General features: G+C 30.7%; 13 protein-coding genes, 2 tRNA genes, 2 rRNA genes and 1 riboswitch (1 of these 18 cut by a window edge). Of the genes, 13 read left to right on the top strand and 4 right to left on the bottom strand.

What is annotated here, in order from left to right; translation table 11 throughout:
- The first annotated feature begins 1 nt into the window (after position 1).
- Complete coding sequence (recR, locus tag ACTTAU_RS00335; protein WP_438304491.1) at positions 2–613, top strand: recombination mediator RecR; 612 nt, start codon at positions 2–4, stop codon at positions 611–613.
- Here recR and ACTTAU_RS00330 read toward each other — a convergent pair.
- A complete protein-coding gene (locus ACTTAU_RS00330) occupies positions 600–2,783 on the bottom strand; it encodes a malate synthase G (RefSeq protein WP_438304490.1) in 2,184 nt (727 codons plus the stop codon). The genes recR and ACTTAU_RS00330 overlap by 14 nt on opposite strands.
- Before the next feature lie 90 nt (positions 2,784–2,873).
- A riboswitch (glycine riboswitch) is annotated at positions 2,874–2,960 on the bottom strand.
- A gap of 92 nt (positions 2,961–3,052) precedes the next feature.
- Between ACTTAU_RS00330 and ACTTAU_RS00325 the strand changes: the two genes are divergently transcribed.
- Positions 3,053–4,153: an acetyl-CoA carboxylase carboxyltransferase subunit alpha gene (locus ACTTAU_RS00325; protein WP_438304489.1), complete on the top strand. Its 1,101-nt coding sequence runs from the start codon at positions 3,053–3,055 to the stop codon at positions 4,151–4,153.
- Here ACTTAU_RS00325 and secA read toward each other — a convergent pair.
- The gene (secA, locus tag ACTTAU_RS00320) at positions 4,148–6,712 is read right to left on the bottom strand and encodes a preprotein translocase subunit SecA (RefSeq protein WP_438304488.1); all 2,565 of its coding nucleotides are present in this window, start codon (positions 6,710–6,712) and stop codon (positions 4,148–4,150) included. The two genes, ACTTAU_RS00325 and secA, sit on opposite strands and share 6 nt — an antisense overlap.
- A gap of 62 nt (positions 6,713–6,774) precedes the next feature.
- Here secA and argJ point away from each other — a divergent pair, with 62 nt between their 5' ends.
- Both argJ and ACTTAU_RS00310 read left to right on the top strand, forming a co-directional pair.
- Complete coding sequence (gene argJ / locus ACTTAU_RS00315) at positions 6,775–8,076, top strand: bifunctional glutamate N-acetyltransferase/amino-acid acetyltransferase ArgJ (protein WP_438304487.1); 1,302 nt, start codon at positions 6,775–6,777, stop codon at positions 8,074–8,076.
- A 39-nt stretch (positions 8,077–8,115) separates the two neighbouring features.
- Positions 8,116–8,544, top strand: a complete 429-nt coding sequence (locus ACTTAU_RS00310) for a DUF1178 family protein (RefSeq protein WP_438304486.1) — start codon at positions 8,116–8,118, stop codon at positions 8,542–8,544.
- On the opposite strand, the gene ubiG is transcribed toward ACTTAU_RS00310, so the two are convergent.
- A complete protein-coding gene (gene ubiG / locus ACTTAU_RS00305; protein ID WP_438304485.1) occupies positions 8,541–9,263 on the bottom strand; it encodes a bifunctional 2-polyprenyl-6-hydroxyphenol methylase/3-demethylubiquinol 3-O-methyltransferase UbiG in 723 nt (240 codons plus the stop codon). The genes ACTTAU_RS00310 and ubiG overlap by 4 nt on opposite strands.
- Positions 9,264–9,339: 76 nt before the next feature.
- Here ubiG and ACTTAU_RS00300 point away from each other — a divergent pair, with 76 nt between their 5' ends.
- Genes ACTTAU_RS00300 through ACTTAU_RS00280 form a run of 5 tightly spaced genes read left to right on the top strand, consistent with a single transcriptional unit; the run spans position 9,340 to position 14,032 of the window.
- On the top strand, positions 9,340–10,557 hold the full coding sequence (locus tag ACTTAU_RS00300) for an aspartate kinase (protein ID WP_438304484.1): 1,218 nt from the start codon (positions 9,340–9,342) through the stop codon (positions 10,555–10,557).
- Between the two features lie 5 nt (positions 10,558–10,562).
- Positions 10,563–11,660, top strand: coding sequence for a flavodoxin-dependent (E)-4-hydroxy-3-methylbut-2-enyl-diphosphate synthase (gene ispG / locus ACTTAU_RS00295; RefSeq protein WP_438304483.1), 1,098 nt, complete (start codon positions 10,563–10,565; stop codon positions 11,658–11,660).
- Positions 11,661–12,734: a peptide chain release factor 1 gene (gene prfA, locus ACTTAU_RS00290; RefSeq protein WP_438304482.1), complete on the top strand. Its 1,074-nt coding sequence runs from the start codon at positions 11,661–11,663 to the stop codon at positions 12,732–12,734. It begins immediately after the preceding gene.
- Positions 12,735–12,741: 7 nt separating this feature from the next.
- Positions 12,742–13,590: a peptide chain release factor N(5)-glutamine methyltransferase gene (prmC, locus tag ACTTAU_RS00285; protein ID WP_438304481.1), complete on the top strand. Its 849-nt coding sequence runs from the start codon at positions 12,742–12,744 to the stop codon at positions 13,588–13,590.
- A gap of 4 nt (positions 13,591–13,594) precedes the next feature.
- Positions 13,595–14,032, top strand: a complete 438-nt coding sequence (locus ACTTAU_RS00280; protein WP_438304480.1) for a DUF4167 domain-containing protein — start codon at positions 13,595–13,597, stop codon at positions 14,030–14,032.
- Here ACTTAU_RS00280 and ACTTAU_RS00275 read toward each other — a convergent pair whose 3' ends face one another.
- Positions 14,033–15,322 carry a M23 family metallopeptidase gene (locus tag ACTTAU_RS00275; RefSeq protein WP_438304479.1) on the bottom strand — a complete coding sequence of 430 codons (1,290 nt, stop codon included), beginning with the start codon at positions 15,320–15,322 and terminating at the stop codon, positions 14,033–14,035.
- 335 nt (positions 15,323–15,657) lie between these two features.
- Between ACTTAU_RS00275 and ACTTAU_RS00270 the strand changes: the two genes are divergently transcribed.
- From ACTTAU_RS00270 to ACTTAU_RS00255, 4 genes are all read left to right on the top strand, one after another.
- Positions 15,658–17,132 (top strand): 16S ribosomal RNA (locus ACTTAU_RS00270).
- A gap of 97 nt (positions 17,133–17,229) precedes the next feature.
- Positions 17,230–17,306, top strand: a tRNA-Ile gene (locus tag ACTTAU_RS00265).
- A 10-nt stretch (positions 17,307–17,316) separates the two neighbouring features.
- Positions 17,317–17,392, top strand: a tRNA-Ala gene (locus ACTTAU_RS00260).
- A 133-nt stretch (positions 17,393–17,525) separates the two neighbouring features.
- Positions 17,526–17,609: ribosomal RNA gene (locus ACTTAU_RS00255) — 23S ribosomal RNA — on the top strand; it runs 2,669 nt beyond the window's last position.
- The 16S and 23S rRNA genes sit together here with 2 tRNA genes alongside, the layout of an rRNA operon.

Raw genomic sequence — 17,609 nt, 5'->3', positions numbered from 1 at the left:
GATGCAAAATATTTCTGAAATAGAAGATTTAGTAAAATTAATTTCAAAATTACCTGGTCTTGGACCTAAATCAGCAAAACGAATTGTATTAAAACTCATCAATAATAGAGATGAAATTATAAAACCAATGGCTAATACATTAGCTCAAGTTTATAAAAATGTAACACGATGCAACTCATGTGGTTCTTTAAAATCTGTTAATGAGGGATGTATAAATTGTGAAAATGTTAAGGAAAAATATAATAAAATTTGTGTTGTAGAAGATATAGCAGATCAATGGTCAATAGAGAATTCAAACATTTATAAGGGATACTTCCATATTCTTGGAGGCACGTTAGCTTCTGCAGGACATAGAAAAGAAGATCTTTTGATAAATTCTTTAGTTGAAAGAGTGGTTAAGGATAAAATTGAAGAAGTTATTTTAGCAACTAGTGCAACTGTAGAAGGACAGACCACAGCTTATTATATTCAGGATAGCTTAAAGAAAACTAATGCAAAAATCACAAAGTTAGCACAAGGTTTACCTGTCGGAGGAGAAATAGAAAGTTTAGATGATGGTACTTTGTTCTCCGCTTTTAAAAATCGTTCAAATTTAAATTCTAATTCTGAATAGATTTAATTTTAATTCTATTTAAATGCAATAAAGGTTCTGTATATCCAGAAGGTTGTTCTTTGCCTTTAAAAATTAAATCACAAGCTGCTGAGAAAGCTATTGAATTTTCAAAGTCATCAGACATTTTAGTATAACTTGATCTACCACTTCTAGAATAAGCAGAATCATTTTCATTTTGCCTATCAACTACTTTTGCCATCTCTTTCATAATTTCAATCACGTTTTCTTTAGAAATAATCCCATGATGTACCCAATTTGCTATATGCTGAGATGAAATTCTTAAAGTTGCTCTATCTTCCATTAGTCCAACATTATTAATGTCTGGAACTTTAGAGCATCCAACTCCATGATCAATCCATCTTACAACATATCCTAGAAGAGTTTGAGCAGAATTTGAAACTTCTGATTTAATTTCTTCTAATGACCAGTTTGGTCTATCAGCAACAGGAATTGTTAGAAGATCATTAAGTTTAGCAGCATCTCTTGATTGAATTTCTTTCTGTTTATCAAAAATATTTATTTCATGATAATGTAATGCATGCAAAGCTGCTGCGGTTGGAGATGGTACCCACGCACAATTAGCACCAGCTTTTAAGTGACCTGTTTTTTGTTCTAACATGTCTTTCATTTTGTCTGGCATAGCCCACATACCTTTTCCAATTTGAGCTTTTCCTGAAAACCCACACTTTATACCAACATCAACATTGTTATTTTCATAGGCATTAATCCACTTCGATGATTTCATATCACCTTTTTTAATCATTGGACCAGCTTCCATAGAAGTGTGCATCTCATCACCAGTTCTATCTAAAAATCCAGTGTTTATAAAAAATACTCTATTTTTAAGAGTTCTAATGCACTCTTTAAGATTAGCTGAGGTTCTTCTCTCCTCATCCATAATTCCTATTTTGCAAGTATATTTTTTTAAATTTAAAACTTCTTCAACTTTAGCAAAAATCAAATCTGTAAAAGCAGTTTCATCTGGTCCATGCATTTTCGGTTTAACAATATAAACCGAACCAGCTCTTGAATTCCCTTTTAGTTTAAAATCATGAAGCGCTGCAGCTGTTGTAATGAATGCATCCATTATTCCTTCAGGTATTTCTGTACCATCTTTTAATAGGATCGCAGAGTTTGTCATAAGATGTCCAACATTTCGGACGAGCAACAAACTTCTACCATGCAATTTAAGTCCAAGGCCATCTTTTGAGATATAGCTTTTGTCTTTATTTAGTTTTCTCTCAATAGTTTTTCCATTTTTTTCAAATTTATTTACAAGGTCTCCCTTCATCAGTCCCAACCAATTTTGATAACAGGCAACCTTATCTTCAGCATCTACAGCTGCAACACTGTCTTCGTTATCACAAATAGTTGACAGCGCAGACTCTATAATTAAATCACTAATCCCAGCTGGATCTTGTTTGCCACTTAAAGAAGTTGGATCAACTAATATTTCAATGTGGAGATTATTATTTTTAAGAATAATTGAAGAAGGTTTATTACTTTCACCTTTATGTCCTATAAATTTATTTTGATCTTTTAACTTTGTTGTTTTTTCATTATTGTAAATAATTAAGGATTTTTCTTGAATATCAAAACTTGTAACCTCCTTCCAGCTAAAGTTTTCTAATGAAAAATATTTATCCAAAAATTCTTTTGCATAATTAATTACTAGTTCTCCTCTAGATGCATCATAATCTTTCTTTGAATTATCAATTGGCTCGATAGCATCAGTTCCATACAAACTATCATACAAACTCATCCATCGAGCGTTAGCAGCATTTAGCGCATATCGCGCATTCATTATTGGCACTACAAGTTGCGGTCCTGCTATGCTTGCAATTTCTTCATCAATATTACTTGTTTCGATTTTAAAGTCTGGACCTTCTTCTTTTAGATAACCTATTTCTAAAAGAAATTTTTTATATTCATCTATATTAATTTCATTTCCCTTATTTTTGATATGCCATTCATCGATTTGTTTTTGTAGGCTATCTCTAATATCTAATAATTCTTTGTTCCTCGGAGCAAGTTCATGAACTGCTTTATCAAACCCTTCCCAAAAACGATTAGGAGAAACTTCAGTATCTTTTAACAACTCTTCATTGACAAAATTAAGAAGTTTTTCTGAAACTCTTAGATTGTTTACGTTTATATATTTTTCTTGCATATCACTTATTACTTTTTACTTTACCCCATCTGTATTTTTGCCTGAGAGTTTTGCTCCTTCGGCGGAAAATTATTCACTTTCCAGAGTGTTATGCCATTATCGGTCCAGTTTACCTGAGAGTTTCCGGGGTGGTTGCTCCTTCGGTGCTAAAATATTAGTCTCTCCCGATAAGGGAGAAATTTACAAGTTAATATATTGATGTCAATTTATTAATAAAAAACTAAAACATTTTATTGCCTTTTTTAAAGCATAAGTACTATTCTCATAAAATGAAAAATTATCTTAACTTTGAGTCTGATATAAAAAACTTAGAAAGTGAGCTTGAGAAACTAAAAGATCCTTACAATCAAGGTGGCCTCTCAGAGGTAGATACTAATAAGATTTCAAAAACTCAAGATGAATTAGATAAAAAATTAAAAGAAATTTATTCTTCATTAGATCCTTGGCAAACTACGATGGTCGCAAGACATGAGGATCGGCCTAAGTCAAAATTTTTTATAGATAATTTATTTGAGGACTTCATTTCTTTAGCAGGTGATAGATATTATGGTGAAGATAAGTCAGTTCTTACTGGATTTGCAAAATTTAATGGGCAATCAGTTTTAGTAATAGGACAAGAGAAAGGTGAAAATCTAGAAACAAGAATTGAAAGAAACTTTGGGATGATGAGGCCTGAAGGTTATAGAAAAACAATTCGATTGATGGAGCTTGCAGACAAATTCAATATTCCCATAATTTCATTCATTGATACACCTGGTGCTTATCCTGGAGTAGGTGCAGAAGAAAGAGGACAGGCAGAGGCAATTGCTAAATCAATTGAGTGCTGTATGAAATTAAGGGTCCCAACATTAGCAATAGTGATTGGTGAGGGAGGGTCTGGAGGGGCAATAGCTCTTGCTTCATCTAGTAAAGTTATAATGTTAGAGAATGCAATTTATTCCGTTATATCACCTGAAGGATGTGCAACTATTTTATGGAGGGATCCAAAAAAAATGTTAGATGCCGCAAAAGCCATGAAACTTTCAGCGAGAGATCTTCTGGAATTAAAGGTTATTGATGAGATTATCCCTGAACCGCTTGGTGGTGCACATCGAGACAGAAACTTAATTTTAAGTAATGTAAGAGAGTCCATTTCCAAAAACTTAAATGCATATAAAGAGATGTCTGCTGAGGAAATTTTAGATCAAAGAAAAAATAAATTTCTAAAAATAGGAAGAAACAAAGGTTTTATTAGTAATCCAGAAAGTCTGAGCACACTGGAAACCAAGAAAAATAATTTAGAACAATTTTATAGTAAAAATAAAAAGATATTTTTTTTAACAGCAGCTTTTTTATTGTTAATAGCTTTGTTGGTAACTATTTTTTTATAAAGCTCCACAGCACTGTTTGAATTTTTTGCCAGTTGCTTCGCATCTATCATTTCTTGAAATTTTTTGGTCTTTTTTCAAAATTAAAAGACATTTTGGATTATTAAGTATTTCAGGTTCTTTATTTTTATTGTTTTCCTGCCTAGGCTGCTCAATAATTTTTAAATTCATTAAAACTGTGATGTAATCAAGTTTTAGTTTTTCTAATAGATTTGAAAATAAATCATATGCCTCTTTTTTATATTCTATCAAAGGATCTCTTTGACCATAAGATCTTAACCCAATAACTTGTCTTAATTGCTCCAAATATTGAATATGTGATTTCCAATTCATGTCTATCGATTGCAATAAAATTCTTTTTTCAATTTCTTTTGATTGATCTTCACCTAATATTTTTGTTCTTTCAGCTCTACTAAAATTAAACTGATCTCTTATTCTTTTTCTAAAATCATTATCATTTAAAGAGTTAATCACTACAAAATCATCTTCTTTTAGAGTTTTGCCCATCAGAGATTTTAATCTGTTATCAAATTCGCTACTTTTTGGGTTTGCAATTTTTTGAATTTTTAATTTTATTAAATCATCAATGATTTCTTTTAAAAAATCCTCTGAATAATCAAAAATTTGATCACTATTCATTGCATCATTTCTTTGTGAAAATATTACGTGCCTTTGATCGTTAAGAACATTATCAAATTTTATTAAAGTTTTCCTAATATCAAAATTTCTGGCTTCAACTTTTTGCTGAGCTCTTTCAAGAGCTTTATTAATCCAAGGGTGGTCAATACTTTCCCCATCTTTGAGCCCAAGTTTTTGAAGAATATTATTCATGGACTCTGATCCAAATATTCTCATTAAATCATCTTCTAAACTTACATAAAAAATTGAGCTACCTTCATCACCTTGTCTACCAGATCTTCCTCTAGCCTGGTTGTCAACTCTTCTAGACTCCATTCTTTCAGTGCCTATTACAAACAAGCCACCCAATGATTTTATTTTATTTTTTTCTTTTTTTAGTTGTTCATCTGGAATAGATCCTTTTTTTCCTCCTAGTTGAATATCAACACCTCTACCCGAGATACTAGTTGTTATAATTACAGAACCTTCTTTACCTGCGTTAGCGATAATTTCTGCTTCACTTTCATGATTTTTGGCATTTAAAACTACGTGTTTGATATTTTCTCTTGATAGTAGTTTTGAATAAACTTCAGATTTATTTACACTAGAAGTAAATACTAATAATGGCTGTCCAGATCGATTACATTCTTTTATATTTTTTACTATTGCTTGGTTTTTTTCGTCTTCAGTCCTAAATATTTGATCATTATAATCTTTCCGTATCATAGGATTGTTAGTTGGAATCACAACTACAGGTAAATTATAAATTTCATAAAATTCTTCTGCTTCTGTTGCAGCTGTTCCAGTACAACCTGATATTTTTTTATATAGTTTAAAATAATTTTGATAAGTAATAGATGCTAGAGTTTGATTCTCAGCCTGAATTTCAATTTTTTCTTTAGCTTCTAAAGCCTGATGTAGACCATCACCAAACCTTCTGCCTTCAAGAATTCTTCCTGTTAATTCATCAATAATTTTTAAACTATTATCTTTAATGATGTAATCTTTCCCTTTTTCAAATAGATGATTTGCTCTTAGTGCTTGATTTACGTGATGAACTAAAGCTAAATTTTCAGGATCATAAAAGTTATTATTTTTTAAAATTCCTGCATTCGAAAATATTTTTTCAACATTGTTGATACCGTTATTAGTCAATAATATATTTTTATCTTTTTCATCTATTTCATAATCCTCTTTTTTTAATTGCTTTACTAATTTATCAATAGCTAAATATTGATTAGTTTTATCTTCAGCCGCTCCTGAAATTACCAAAGGTGTTCTGGCCTCATCAATTAAACAAGAGTCTATTTCATCAACTATTGAATAATGATGCTCTCTTTGAACTTTTTCATCAAGTGAGTATTTCATATTATCTCTAAGATAATCAAAGCCTAACTCACTGTTTGTGGCATACGTAATATCACAATTATAATTTTTCTTTCTTTCAAAATCATTTTGATCGTTATTAATAAATCCCGATGTCAAACCTAAGAAATTATAAATCTGACCCATCTCTTGAGAATCTCTTTTTGCAAGATAATCATTTACTGTAACTACATGCACACCTTTTTCCTCTAGAGCGTTCAAATAAGCAGAAAGTGCAATGGTCAAAGTTTTTCCTTCTCCAGTTCTCATTTCTGCAATTTTATTTTCATGCAAGACAACACCACCAATTAACTGGACATCATAATGTCTTTCTTTCCTAGATCTTTTAGAGGCCTCCCTTACTAAGGCAAACGCTTCAGGTAAAATTTGATCTAAAGTTTCACCATTTTTTATTCTATTTTTTAATTCATTTGTCTTGTTGGGAAAATCTTTGTCATTAAGGTTTTTAAAGTTTTGTTCTAATGAATTGATGTTTTCAACAATTTTAGTAATCCTATCTAGTTCTTTCTGATTACCAGATTTGATAAATTTAGAAATAAAGCTTAAAGGATTAAACATTGGTTTTGATATATAATTAATTATAAGATTAATATAACTATTAAATAACGATTTTAAATAGCATGGGTTTTAATATATCGAATTTTTTAAATTCTAAATCAAAAAATCATAAAATGATTGATTTTCAGGATTTAGATCATTTAGATGGTTTATCTATTTCAGCTGTTAGTGCAAATCTTTATAAAACTCCTAGAGATGATTTAGTCATGTTTTATTTTAGGGAGGGGGCAAATTTTGCATCAGTTTATACTAAATCTAAAATAGTATCTGAGAACATAAAATGGAATAATAATCAAAAAGCTAAAAAGATTTTTTCATTATTGGTCAATACTAGAAATGCTAATGCTTTTACGGGCGACCAGGGATATAAAAGTATTCAAAATATTGCTGAGGTAATATCTCGTGAATTAACTGATAAACAAAAGCATGATGAGGATGAGCCAAAAATTATCAGATCAAAAAATATTTTGTTTGGTTGCACAGGAACAATAGGTGAAACTTTTCCAGAACAAAAGATAATTACTAAAATTCCAGATTTGATAAAGAATATCAAATATACACAAAATAAAATTATTTGGATGAAGGCTGCACTTGGGATCATGACAACAGATACTCAACCAAAATTAGCCATGGAGGAATGTTATATAGGAAAAACTTTAGTTAAAATTTATGGTATTGCAAAAGGTTCTGGCATGATACATCCAAATCTAGCAACTACACTTGGATACGTTTTTACTGACGCAAATTTATCAAATGATATACTTAAAAAGCTTTTAAATAAAAATATAGAAACAACATTTAATGCCATAAGCTGTGATGGAGATACTAGTACAAATGATATGGTTTCAATTTTTTCAACTGGCCAAGCAGTTCATAAAAAAATAGCTAGTATTAATGATAAAATATTAAAAGATTTTGATCAATCACTTCATAAAACTTTATTAAGTTTAGCCAAAAGAATAGTTGCAGATGGTGAAGGTGCATCAAAATTTATAACTATAAATATTAATGATACAAAAACAGAGTTTGATGCAAAAACAATCGCTTTCTCTATTGCTAATTCACCAATAGTAAAAACTGCAATTGCTGGTGAGGACCCTAATTGGGGTAGAGTGATCATGGCTATTGGTAAAGCACAGGTATCAATTAAAATAGATAAGATTGCTATCCTATTTGGTAATATTAGCATTGTTAAAAAAGGTAAGATCGATCCAAATTACAATGAATCGGAAGTAGCCGAGTATATGAAAAATCAAAATATTGAAATAAATGTAAAAATAGGAACAGGCAAAAAGAGTTTTACTGCATATACAATGGATTTAACCAAAAAATACATAGAAATAAATGCTGACTATAGAAGTTAAAACTATTGAAATTTTAAACAAAATTACCAAGTTAATATCATGATCAAGTACAGTCTAAATTGTAAGAAATGTAATTTAACTTTTGAAAGTTGGTTTGCGAGTTCAAGAGAATATGAAAAATTAAAAAAGAAAAAATTTTTGAATTGTCACAATTGTAATTCTTTAGAAGTAGAAAAAAGTTTAATGGCACCAAGTTTAATTAGTAAAAAATCTAATTCAATACATCATAAAGATCAAAAAAAATATGATAAAATAAAAAAAACAATCACAGAATACCAAAAGTTTATTAAAAATAATTTTGAGTATGTAGGAAATAACTTTGCTTATGAAGCTCGATCTATTCACTATGATAATAAGAAAAAACAAAAAGGTATTTATGGTACAGCATCAAAACAGGACCTTAAAGAACTTAGAGAAGAAGGAATTGATGCCCAATTGATACCTTGGGTAGAGGATAAAAATAATTAATTTTTTATAAATTTAGTAATATAGTTTACTGATTTATCTGAACTTATCTTCCATTTATCAGTTAATATATTAAATTGCATACCATCAATTTTATCTAACTTAAGATTATAGTTTTTGAGTGTAGAAATTAATTCATCTGGTTTTACAAACTTCTCCCACTCATGAGTGCCAATAGGAAGCCATCGCAAAACATACTCAGCACCTACAATTGCAAATACATAAGATTTGAGTGTTTTGTTTAAAGTTGCAACAAACATTATTCCATCTTTTTTTAAAAGTTTACAACAAGATTTTAAAAAAAAATTAACATCTTCAACATGTTCTACAATTTCCATATTTAAAATAACATCAAAATGATTTTTAACTTTCATTTTTTCTGGTGAAGTATGAATATAATTTATTTTTAAATTATTTTTTTTTGCATGAAGTTTTGCAACCTTAATATTTCTTTCAGATGCATCAATAGCAGTCACTTCAGCCCCTAATCTACACATAGGTTCAGATAATAAACCACCTCCACATCCGATATCTAAAACTTTTAATTTTTTTAAAGGTGTTTTTTTTTCAATTATTTTAAAGGTTTTAATTATATGATCTTTAATATAAGCAATTCTAATTGGATTAAATTTATGTAATGGCTTAAATTTACCTTTGGGATCCCACCATTCTTCAGCAATCTTCGAAAATTTTTCAATTTCTTTATAATTTACACTGTTCATATAAAATAATTAATTGACATAACAATTAAGATGCAATTTATCAAATATTAATTAAATTGTGCATTTTTTAAAAACAATGAAAACCGTAGTACTTAAATTTGGAGGAACATCTGTAGGTTCTATTGATAGAATTAAAAAAGTTTCAAAAATAATTCTAGGATATAAGAAAAAGAAAAATAAAGTTATTGTTGTTTCCTCTGCAATGAGTGGGGTTACAAATGATTTAATAAAAAAATCAAAATTAATAAGTAATCAATTTAATGAAGCAGAATATGATGTTTTGGTTTCAACCGGTGAGCAGGCTGCTTGTGCTTTAATCGCAGGTCGACTAAATTATTTAGGATTAAATTCAAGATCTTGGATGTCATGGCAAATTCCAATTATCACAGATGGTCCCTATAAAAGTTCAAGAATTAACAAAATAGCAACTAAAGAATTATTAAAATATATCAACTCAGGAGGAATTCCAATTATTACTGGGTTTCAAGGAATAAATATTCATTCAAGATTAACAACTATTGGAAGAAGTGGATCAGATGCATCTGCCATCATGCTTGCAAAATTTTTAAAAGCAGATGAGTGTATTATTTATACGGATGTTGAGGGTGTATTTACAACAGATCCAAGGCTACATAAAAAAGCGAAAAAAATAGAGCGAATTGAGTATGATGAAATGCTAGAGATGTCATCTTTAGGTTCAAAAGTTATGCAACCAACGTCAGTTCAAGATGCAAAATTAAATAATATTGATATTAGAGTAAAGTCTTCTTTTATCAACAAACCTGGAACTTTAATTACTAAAAGTTTTAAAAAGAAAGACTTTAGTAATCAAATAATTACCGGCATTTCTTCAACTAAAAATGATGCAAAAATTACAATAGCAGGTGTCAAAGATAAACCTGGCGTTGCAGCACATATTTTTGAACCTCTGTCTAAGAATTTAATAAATGTCGATATGGTAGTTCAAAATATCTCTCTAAATGGAAAAGAGACTGATTTAACATTTACCATAAAATCTGAGGATATAAAAAAAACTGAAAAAATAATTAAAGAAAATAAGAATATAACTTACAAAAAGATTTCCTTTGATAAAGATTTAGCTAAAGTTTCAATTATTGGAGTTGGAATGATTACAACACCAGGAATTACATATAGAATGTTCAAAGCTTTAGCCTCTGAAAAAATAAATATTATGGTAATATCAACTTCTGAAATTAAAATTTCAGTTTTAATTTCATCTAAACTAGTAAAAAAAGCAATCGCTGTATTGCATAAAGAATTTAAATTAGATTAGTCTTCATGAGCATTAGACCATTTAGAGAGATCAAGAGAGCAAAAACTAAAGTTATTAATGTTGGAGAAGTAAAAGTTGGTGGCGATAATCCCATATCAGTTCAATCAATGACCAACACATTAACCACAGATATCAAGGCTACAATAAATCAAATTATTGAAATTCAAGAAGAGGGAGCTGATTTAGTTAGGGTTTCATGTCCAGATGAAGAATCATCTAAAGCATTAAAAGAGATTACTAGAAATGTGAATATACCAGTAATAGCAGATATTCATTTTCATTATAAAAGAGCAATTGAAGCTGCAGTAAATGGAGCAAAATGTTTGAGAATTAATCCTGGCAACATAGGTGATATAGGCAAAGTTCATGAAGTTTTAAAAGCTGCTCAAGATAACGATTGTTCTATAAGAATAGGAGTTAATGCAGGTTCTCTCGAAAGAGATATTTTGGAAAAATATAAGGAACCATGTCCTGAAGCTTTAGTTGAAAGTGCTTTAAGAAATATAAAAATTTTAGAGGATAAAGATTTTTTTAACTTTAAGATAAGTGTTAAATCATCAGATGTTTTTTTATCAATAGCAGCCTATAGACAGCTTTCAAATGTAACTGATTATCCACTCCATCTTGGAATTACAGAAGCAGGAAGTTTTGTTTCAGGAAGTATAAAATCAGCTATTGGTTTAGGTAGTTTATTATTAGATGGTATAGGCGATACTATAAGAGTTTCACTATCAGATGACCCTGTAAAAGAGATAAAAATTGGTAATGAAATATTAAAATCATTAAACTTAAAAAATCGTGGTGTTAAAATAATTTCATGCCCATCTTGTGCAAGACAAGCATTCCAAGTTATTGATACTGTTAAAATTTTAGAGGAAAAGTTAGCTCATATTAAAACACCAATTACGCTAAGCATAATTGGATGTGTAGTAAATGGACCAGGAGAGGCAGCAATGACAGATATTGGAATTACAGGTGGTGGAAAAGGTAATAATATGCTTTATTTATCAGGTATTCAGTCAGAAAAAGTATTAACAGACAACATTATTTCAAAAGTTGTAGAAGAAGTTGAAAAAAAAGCCATAGAGCTTGAAAATAAATAAATGATACCTGAAAAAACAATTGAAGAGCTAATTAACAAGCATACAATTTTAGAAAAAGAACTTTCTTCTGGTTCCATTGATAAAAAAACTTTTGCCGATAAATCTAAAGAATACTCAGATTTAAATGAAATCATTCAAAATGCAAAAAAATATATCTCTTATAAAAATGACAAATTAGAACTTCAGAAAATTTTAGATGATAAGTCTTCTGATGAAGAGCTTAAAAAAATGGCTGAAACTGAATTAGATGATCTTGAAAATGAAAAAGAAAAAAATGAAAAAAAATTAAAATTATTCTTATTGCCAAAAGATGAAGCTGATAAAAAAGATGCAATAATTGAAATTAGAGCAGGTACTGGTGGATTAGAAGCAAGTTTATTTGCTGCAGATTTATTCAAAATGTATGAAAAAGTTAGTCACAAGAAAAAATGGATGGTTGAATTGATTTCGATATCAAGAAGTGAAGCTGGTGGATTGAAAGAAGTTATAGCTTCAATTAAAGGTACAAATATTTATTCAACATTAAAATATGAAAGTGGAGTTCATAGAGTTCAAAGAGTTCCTGATACAGAAACCCAAGGGCGAGTTCATACATCTGCAGCAACAGTTGCAGTTTTACCAGAAGCGGAAGAAGTAGATTTAAAAATTAATGAATCTGATCTTAGAATTGATGTTTTTAGAGCAGGAGGACCTGGTGGACAATCTGTGAATACTACAGATAGTGCAGTTAGAATTACACACATTCCAACAGGACTTTCAGTTTCACAACAGGATGAAAAATCTCAGCATAAAAATAAGGCAAAAGGAATGAAAATATTAAGAGCAAGACTTTATGAATTAGAGAGAAATAGAATTGATCAAGAAAGGTCAAAAGATCGAAAAAGTAAAATAGGTACTGGTGATAGATCCGAAAGAATTAGAACTTATAACTTTCCTCAAGGAAGAGTTACAGATCACAGAATAAATCTTACACTTCATAAATTAGAGGAATTTTTAGAGGGAGAAGCCTTTGATGAGATGATTGAATCTTTAACACTCCAAGCCCAAGAAGAAAGTTTGAGCAATCTTAATTAAACAAAATATGAAATTACAAACAGCCATTAATGATGCTTATCAAAATTTAAAGAATAATAATATAAAATCTGCCTTATTAGATAGTGAGTTGTTGATAGCAAATGTATTAAAGAAAAGTAGAGAACATATCATTTTAAATTTGGATAAAGATATTGATAAAAAAGATTATGATAACTTCCAAAATATGGTTTGCCAACGATCAGAAGGAAAACCTATTGCATATTTGATTAATAAAAAGTTTTTTTGGAAATATGAATTTTATATTGATGAACATGTTTTAATTCCAAGACCAGATACTGAACTTATTATTGAACAAGTTCTTAAAATTTATCAAAATAAAAACAAAATCAATTTTCTTGATATTGGTTTTGGATCAGGATGTATTTTGTTATCAATCTTAAAAGAACGAAAAAATTTTAAAGGTATAGGAGTAGATGTCAGTAAATATGCATTAAAAGTATGTGAAATTAATGCTTTTAAGCTTGGGGTTAAGAATAGATTAAAATTATATAATTCAAATATTGACAAATTTAAATTAGGCAAATATGATTTAATTATATCTAATCCTCCTTATATTAAAAATTTAGATTTAAAATATTTGGAAAAAGATGTAAAAAAATTTGAGCCTAATTTAGCTCTTGACGGTGGATTAGATGGTATATCAGAAATCAGAAAAGTAATTACTAAATCATCTGAACTGATTAAAAATGGTGGAAAATTAATTTTAGAAATTGCTTATAACCAAACTTATGAGGTTAAAAATTTATTAAAAAAAAATAGCTTTTATATAAACTCGGTAGTTAAAGACCTAGCAAAGAATGACCGATGTATTATCAGCACAAAAATAGAAAATTAGCACAATGGTAACATTTAGAAATAACAACAATAATAGAAGAAATAATTTTAGAAGAAATGATAGAAATTTTAAGTCCAATGGAGATAGACCAAAATATGGATCTAACTTTTCTAACAATGAAAATTTTCAAAGAAAAGCTCCAGGTAGAAATAATCATAATGCGCCAAAACTAATTGAAAAGTATGAAAACCTAGCAAGAGAAGCATTATCTAGTGGGGATAAAATTTTATCTGAAAACTATTTTCAGCATGCTGATCATTTTACTAGAATATTAAATGAACAAGAAGCTTATAAAAAAGCTAGATATGCCCAAGAAAATGATACAAGCAAGGACCTAACTGAAAAAAATAAATCTGACGATGGTGCAAATACAGAAGAGCCCAAAACTAAAGTTATTAGTAAAAAAGAAGAGCCAGAAACAAAAGTGGCTTTAGCTAAATAATTAATTAATACCTATTATTTTTTCAGATTTTAAAACGTCTAATTTTATTTTTTTTGTTTCAAATATTTCTCTCTCTTTTCCTTTGAGAATTTTTCCAGATGGAAGTTTTAATGTTTGAGAATTTACTTTTTTACCATTTACTACAACCTCATAATGTAAATGAGGGCCAGTTGATTTTCCTGTTGAACCCACATACCCAATCGTTTGTCCTTGTACAACTCTAACACCTTTTTTAATTCCTTTGGCAAATTTTGACATGTGTGCATAAATTGTTTCATAGGTTGAGTTATGTCTAATAACAATACAATTTCCTCCACCACCACACCATCCAGCTTTTTTTATAGTTCCAGATCCAGATGCCATTATAGGAGTACCTATAGGTGCTGCAAAATCAGTTCCTCTATGCATTTTATTAAATCCATCAATTGGATGTTTTCTCATTCCAAATGGTGATGACAGTCTTGCACCGTTGATAGGAGTTTTCATTAAAGCTTTTTGAATACTTTTTCCATTTTTATCATAATGCCCAATGCTTCCCTCTTCATCAAAATAATATAGAGAATTATCTTCTCCACTTAAAATTAAATTAGCAAAAAGTATATTACCAGTCTCAATAGCTTTTCCACTTTCATCTACAAATACTTCATACATAATTTGAAAACGATCTCTTTTTCGAATATCCCTTTGAAAATCAACTTGAAAACCATAAATCCTTGCAAGTTCTATAATTGTGTTAGGTGGAATTTTTTTGTCTGTTGCAGATTTATACAAACTTTGCATAATTAAATTTTCTTGATAGATAATTTTTTTATCTAACTTAGTTAAAATAATCTCTTGATTAAAATTACTTTTTTCATCTTTTGTTAAATATATTTTTTCCTTATTTGAAATTTGAAAAATGAAATCTTTAATTTTATTATCAGCTTGATCAATTGTTAAATAAATTAATTGATTGGTATTTAATTTATTAAGATTTATTATTTCAGACAGTTTTTTTTTTAAGTTTTGTATTTCCTCTTCATCTATTTGATATTGATTTAGGATACCATCAAAGGTTTCACCTTCATTAATTTGATGTCTTATTTTTTTAAATTTTGGTTCAAGCTTATCTAAGAAATATTTTGAAGTTTTTTTAAAATAAATATTATTTATTATATTATTGTAATTATTTTTAATTTGTCTTTGATTATAATTAAAATAATTAGTAAAAATAATTGTTAAAACTATTAATGCAATTAATGGTAAAATTTCTCTTTTTATCTTAAAGTTATTTTTAAATTTTTTTAACATTTTAAAGTTTTAGAATTAACAATTTTTAGTTTAGTATTAAAAAAAATCAAAAAAAACCCTGTAAAATAAGTACTTTTTGATAGATTATTTATCTCTAAATGCTTGATTTCCTATATTTTTAGCCTATAAGCATCAAACTTTCTCAGTAAATTATTGTAGCAACAATAAATTAGTGAGTATTATTGGGCTTTTTTTGCTCAATTAGCTATTTAAAAAGTAAAAATTTAAGAAGAGAAGTGTGGACGGTTAAGGTTACCAAAATTTGTCGTACACACTTCAACATTATATAAATTTTATTCTTAGAATTTATATAGAAGCTAGTGTGCGCCGTTTTTAAACTTGAGAGTTTGATCATGGCTCAGAACGTACGCTGGCGGCACGCTTAACACATGCAAGTCGAACGAAGTAGCAATACTTAGTGGCAGACGGGTGAGTAACATGTGGGTATCTGCCCTTTGGCCTGGAATAACACGAGGAAACTTGTGCTAATACCGGATAAGTCTTTACGGAGAAAGCTTTATGCACCATTGGATGAGCCCGCACTTGATTAGTTTGTTGGTGGGGTAATGGCCTACCAAGACTGTGATCAATAGCTGATTTGAGAGGATGATCAGCCACATTGGGACTGAGACACGGCCCAAACTCCTACGGGAGGCAGCAGTGGGGAATCTTGCACAATGGAGGAAACTCTGATGCAGCGATGCCGCGTGAGTGAAGAAGGCCCTTGGGTTGTAAAGCTCTTTCGTCGGGGAAGAAAATGACTGTACCCGAATAAGAAGGTCCGGCTAACTTCGTGCCAGCAGCCGCGGTAATACGAAGGGACCTAGCGTAGTTCGGAATTACTGGGCTTAAAGAGTTCGTAGGTGGTTGAAAAAGTTAGTGGTGAAATCCCAGAGCTTAACTCTGGAACTGCCATTAAAACTTTTCAGCTAGAGTATGATAGAGGAAAGCAGAATTTCTAGTGTAGAGGTGAAATTCGTAGATATTAGAAAGAATACCAATTGCGAAGGCAGCTTTCTGGATCATTACTGACACTGAGGAACGAAAGCATGGGTAGCGAAGAGGATTAGATACCCTCGTAGTCCATGCCGTAAACGATGTGTGTTAGACGTTGGAAATTTATTTTCAGTGTCGCAGCGAAAGCGATAAACACACCGCCTGGGGAGTACGACCGCAAGGTTAAAACTCAAATGAATTGACGGGGACCCGCACAAGTAGTGGAGCATGTGGTTTAATTCGAAGATACGCGCAGAACCTTACCAACACTTGACATGTTCGTCGCGACTCTAAGAGATTAGAGTTTTCGGTTCGGCCGGACGAAACACAGGTGCTGCATGGCTGTCGTCAGCTCGTGTCGTGAGATGTTGGGTTAAGTCCCGCAACGAGCGCAACCCTCACTTTTAGTTGCCATCATTAAGTTGGGCACTCTGAAAGAACTGCCAGTGATAAGCTGGAGGAAGGTGGGGATGACGTCAAGTCCTCATGGCCCTTACGTGTTGGGCTACACACGTGCTACAATGGTATCTACAACAGGAAGCAAGACTGCGAGGTCAAGCAAATCCTTAAAAGATACCTCAGTTCGGATTGCACTCTGCAACTCGAGTGCATGAAGCTGGAATTACTAGTAATCGTGGATCAGCGTGCCACGGTGAATGCGTTCCCGGGTCTTGTACACACCGCCCGTCACACCATGGGAGTTGGTTCTACCTTAAGGCAAGGTTTCAAACCCTTGACCACGGTATAGTCAGCGACTGGGGTGAAGTCGTAACAAGGTAGCCGTAGGGGAACCTGCGGCTGGATTACCTCCTTTCTAAGGATGAATGAAAGTAAAATTTCATTCTAAATAATACACAGGTAATGTTGACCGTCCTCATTTCTCTTCTTAAAGTAGTGTTTCTCTTGCATGGGGGCCGGTAGCTCAGTTGGTTAGAGCACACCCTTGATAAGGGTGGGGTCGAAAGTTCGAGTCTTTCTCGGCCCACCAATAAGATTAAGGGGGATTAGCTCAGCTGGGAGAGCGCCTGATTTGCATTCAGGAGGTCAGCGGTTCGATCCCGCTATCCTCCACCAAAAACACTTAGTTATAAAAATTGTGAATATATATAATAATTAATATCAATATCTATATCCGAACATTAGTAATGTTATTAGCTAATGTTCAAAATAAAAATTTGATTCAACACAGAATTTTTTTCTGTGCATAAATCAAGCGTTTAAGGGCGTGTAGTGGATGCCTTGGCACTGAAAGCCGATGAAGGACGTGATATACTGCGATAAGTTTCGGGGA

Origin of the sequence: Candidatus Pelagibacter sp. HIMB1505 (assembly GCF_052047915.1) — a bacterium.
GTDB classification, from domain to species: domain Bacteria; phylum Pseudomonadota; class Alphaproteobacteria; order Pelagibacterales; family Pelagibacteraceae; genus Pelagibacter; species Pelagibacter communis_A.
This window is presented reverse-complemented; position numbering and strand designations above follow the sequence as displayed.

Excerpts from the sequence above, each read along its gene's own strand:
- recR (WP_438304491.1), top strand. The coding sequence starts at position 2 with ATGCAAAATATTTCTGAAATAGAAGATTTAGTAAAATTAATTTCAAAA.
- ACTTAU_RS00330 (WP_438304490.1), bottom strand. The coding sequence starts at position 2,783 with ATGCAAGAAAAATATATAAACGTAAACAATCTAAGAGTTTCAGAAAAA.
- ACTTAU_RS00325 (WP_438304489.1), top strand. The coding sequence starts at position 3,053 with ATGAAAAATTATCTTAACTTTGAGTCTGATATAAAAAACTTAGAAAGT.
- secA (WP_438304488.1), bottom strand. The coding sequence starts at position 6,712 with ATGTTTAATCCTTTAAGCTTTATTTCTAAATTTATCAAATCTGGTAAT.
- argJ (WP_438304487.1), top strand. The coding sequence starts at position 6,775 with ATGGGTTTTAATATATCGAATTTTTTAAATTCTAAATCAAAAAATCAT.
- ACTTAU_RS00310 (WP_438304486.1), top strand. The coding sequence starts at position 8,116 with ATGATCAAGTACAGTCTAAATTGTAAGAAATGTAATTTAACTTTTGAA.
- ubiG (WP_438304485.1), bottom strand. The coding sequence starts at position 9,263 with ATGAACAGTGTAAATTATAAAGAAATTGAAAAATTTTCGAAGATTGCT.
- ACTTAU_RS00300 (WP_438304484.1), top strand. The coding sequence starts at position 9,340 with ATGAAAACCGTAGTACTTAAATTTGGAGGAACATCTGTAGGTTCTATT.
- ispG (WP_438304483.1), top strand. The coding sequence starts at position 10,563 with ATGAGCATTAGACCATTTAGAGAGATCAAGAGAGCAAAAACTAAAGTT.
- prfA (WP_438304482.1), top strand. The coding sequence starts at position 11,661 with ATGATACCTGAAAAAACAATTGAAGAGCTAATTAACAAGCATACAATT.
- prmC (WP_438304481.1), top strand. The coding sequence starts at position 12,742 with ATGAAATTACAAACAGCCATTAATGATGCTTATCAAAATTTAAAGAAT.
- ACTTAU_RS00280 (WP_438304480.1), top strand. The coding sequence starts at position 13,595 with ATGGTAACATTTAGAAATAACAACAATAATAGAAGAAATAATTTTAGA.
- ACTTAU_RS00275 (WP_438304479.1), bottom strand. The coding sequence starts at position 15,322 with ATGTTAAAAAAATTTAAAAATAACTTTAAGATAAAAAGAGAAATTTTA.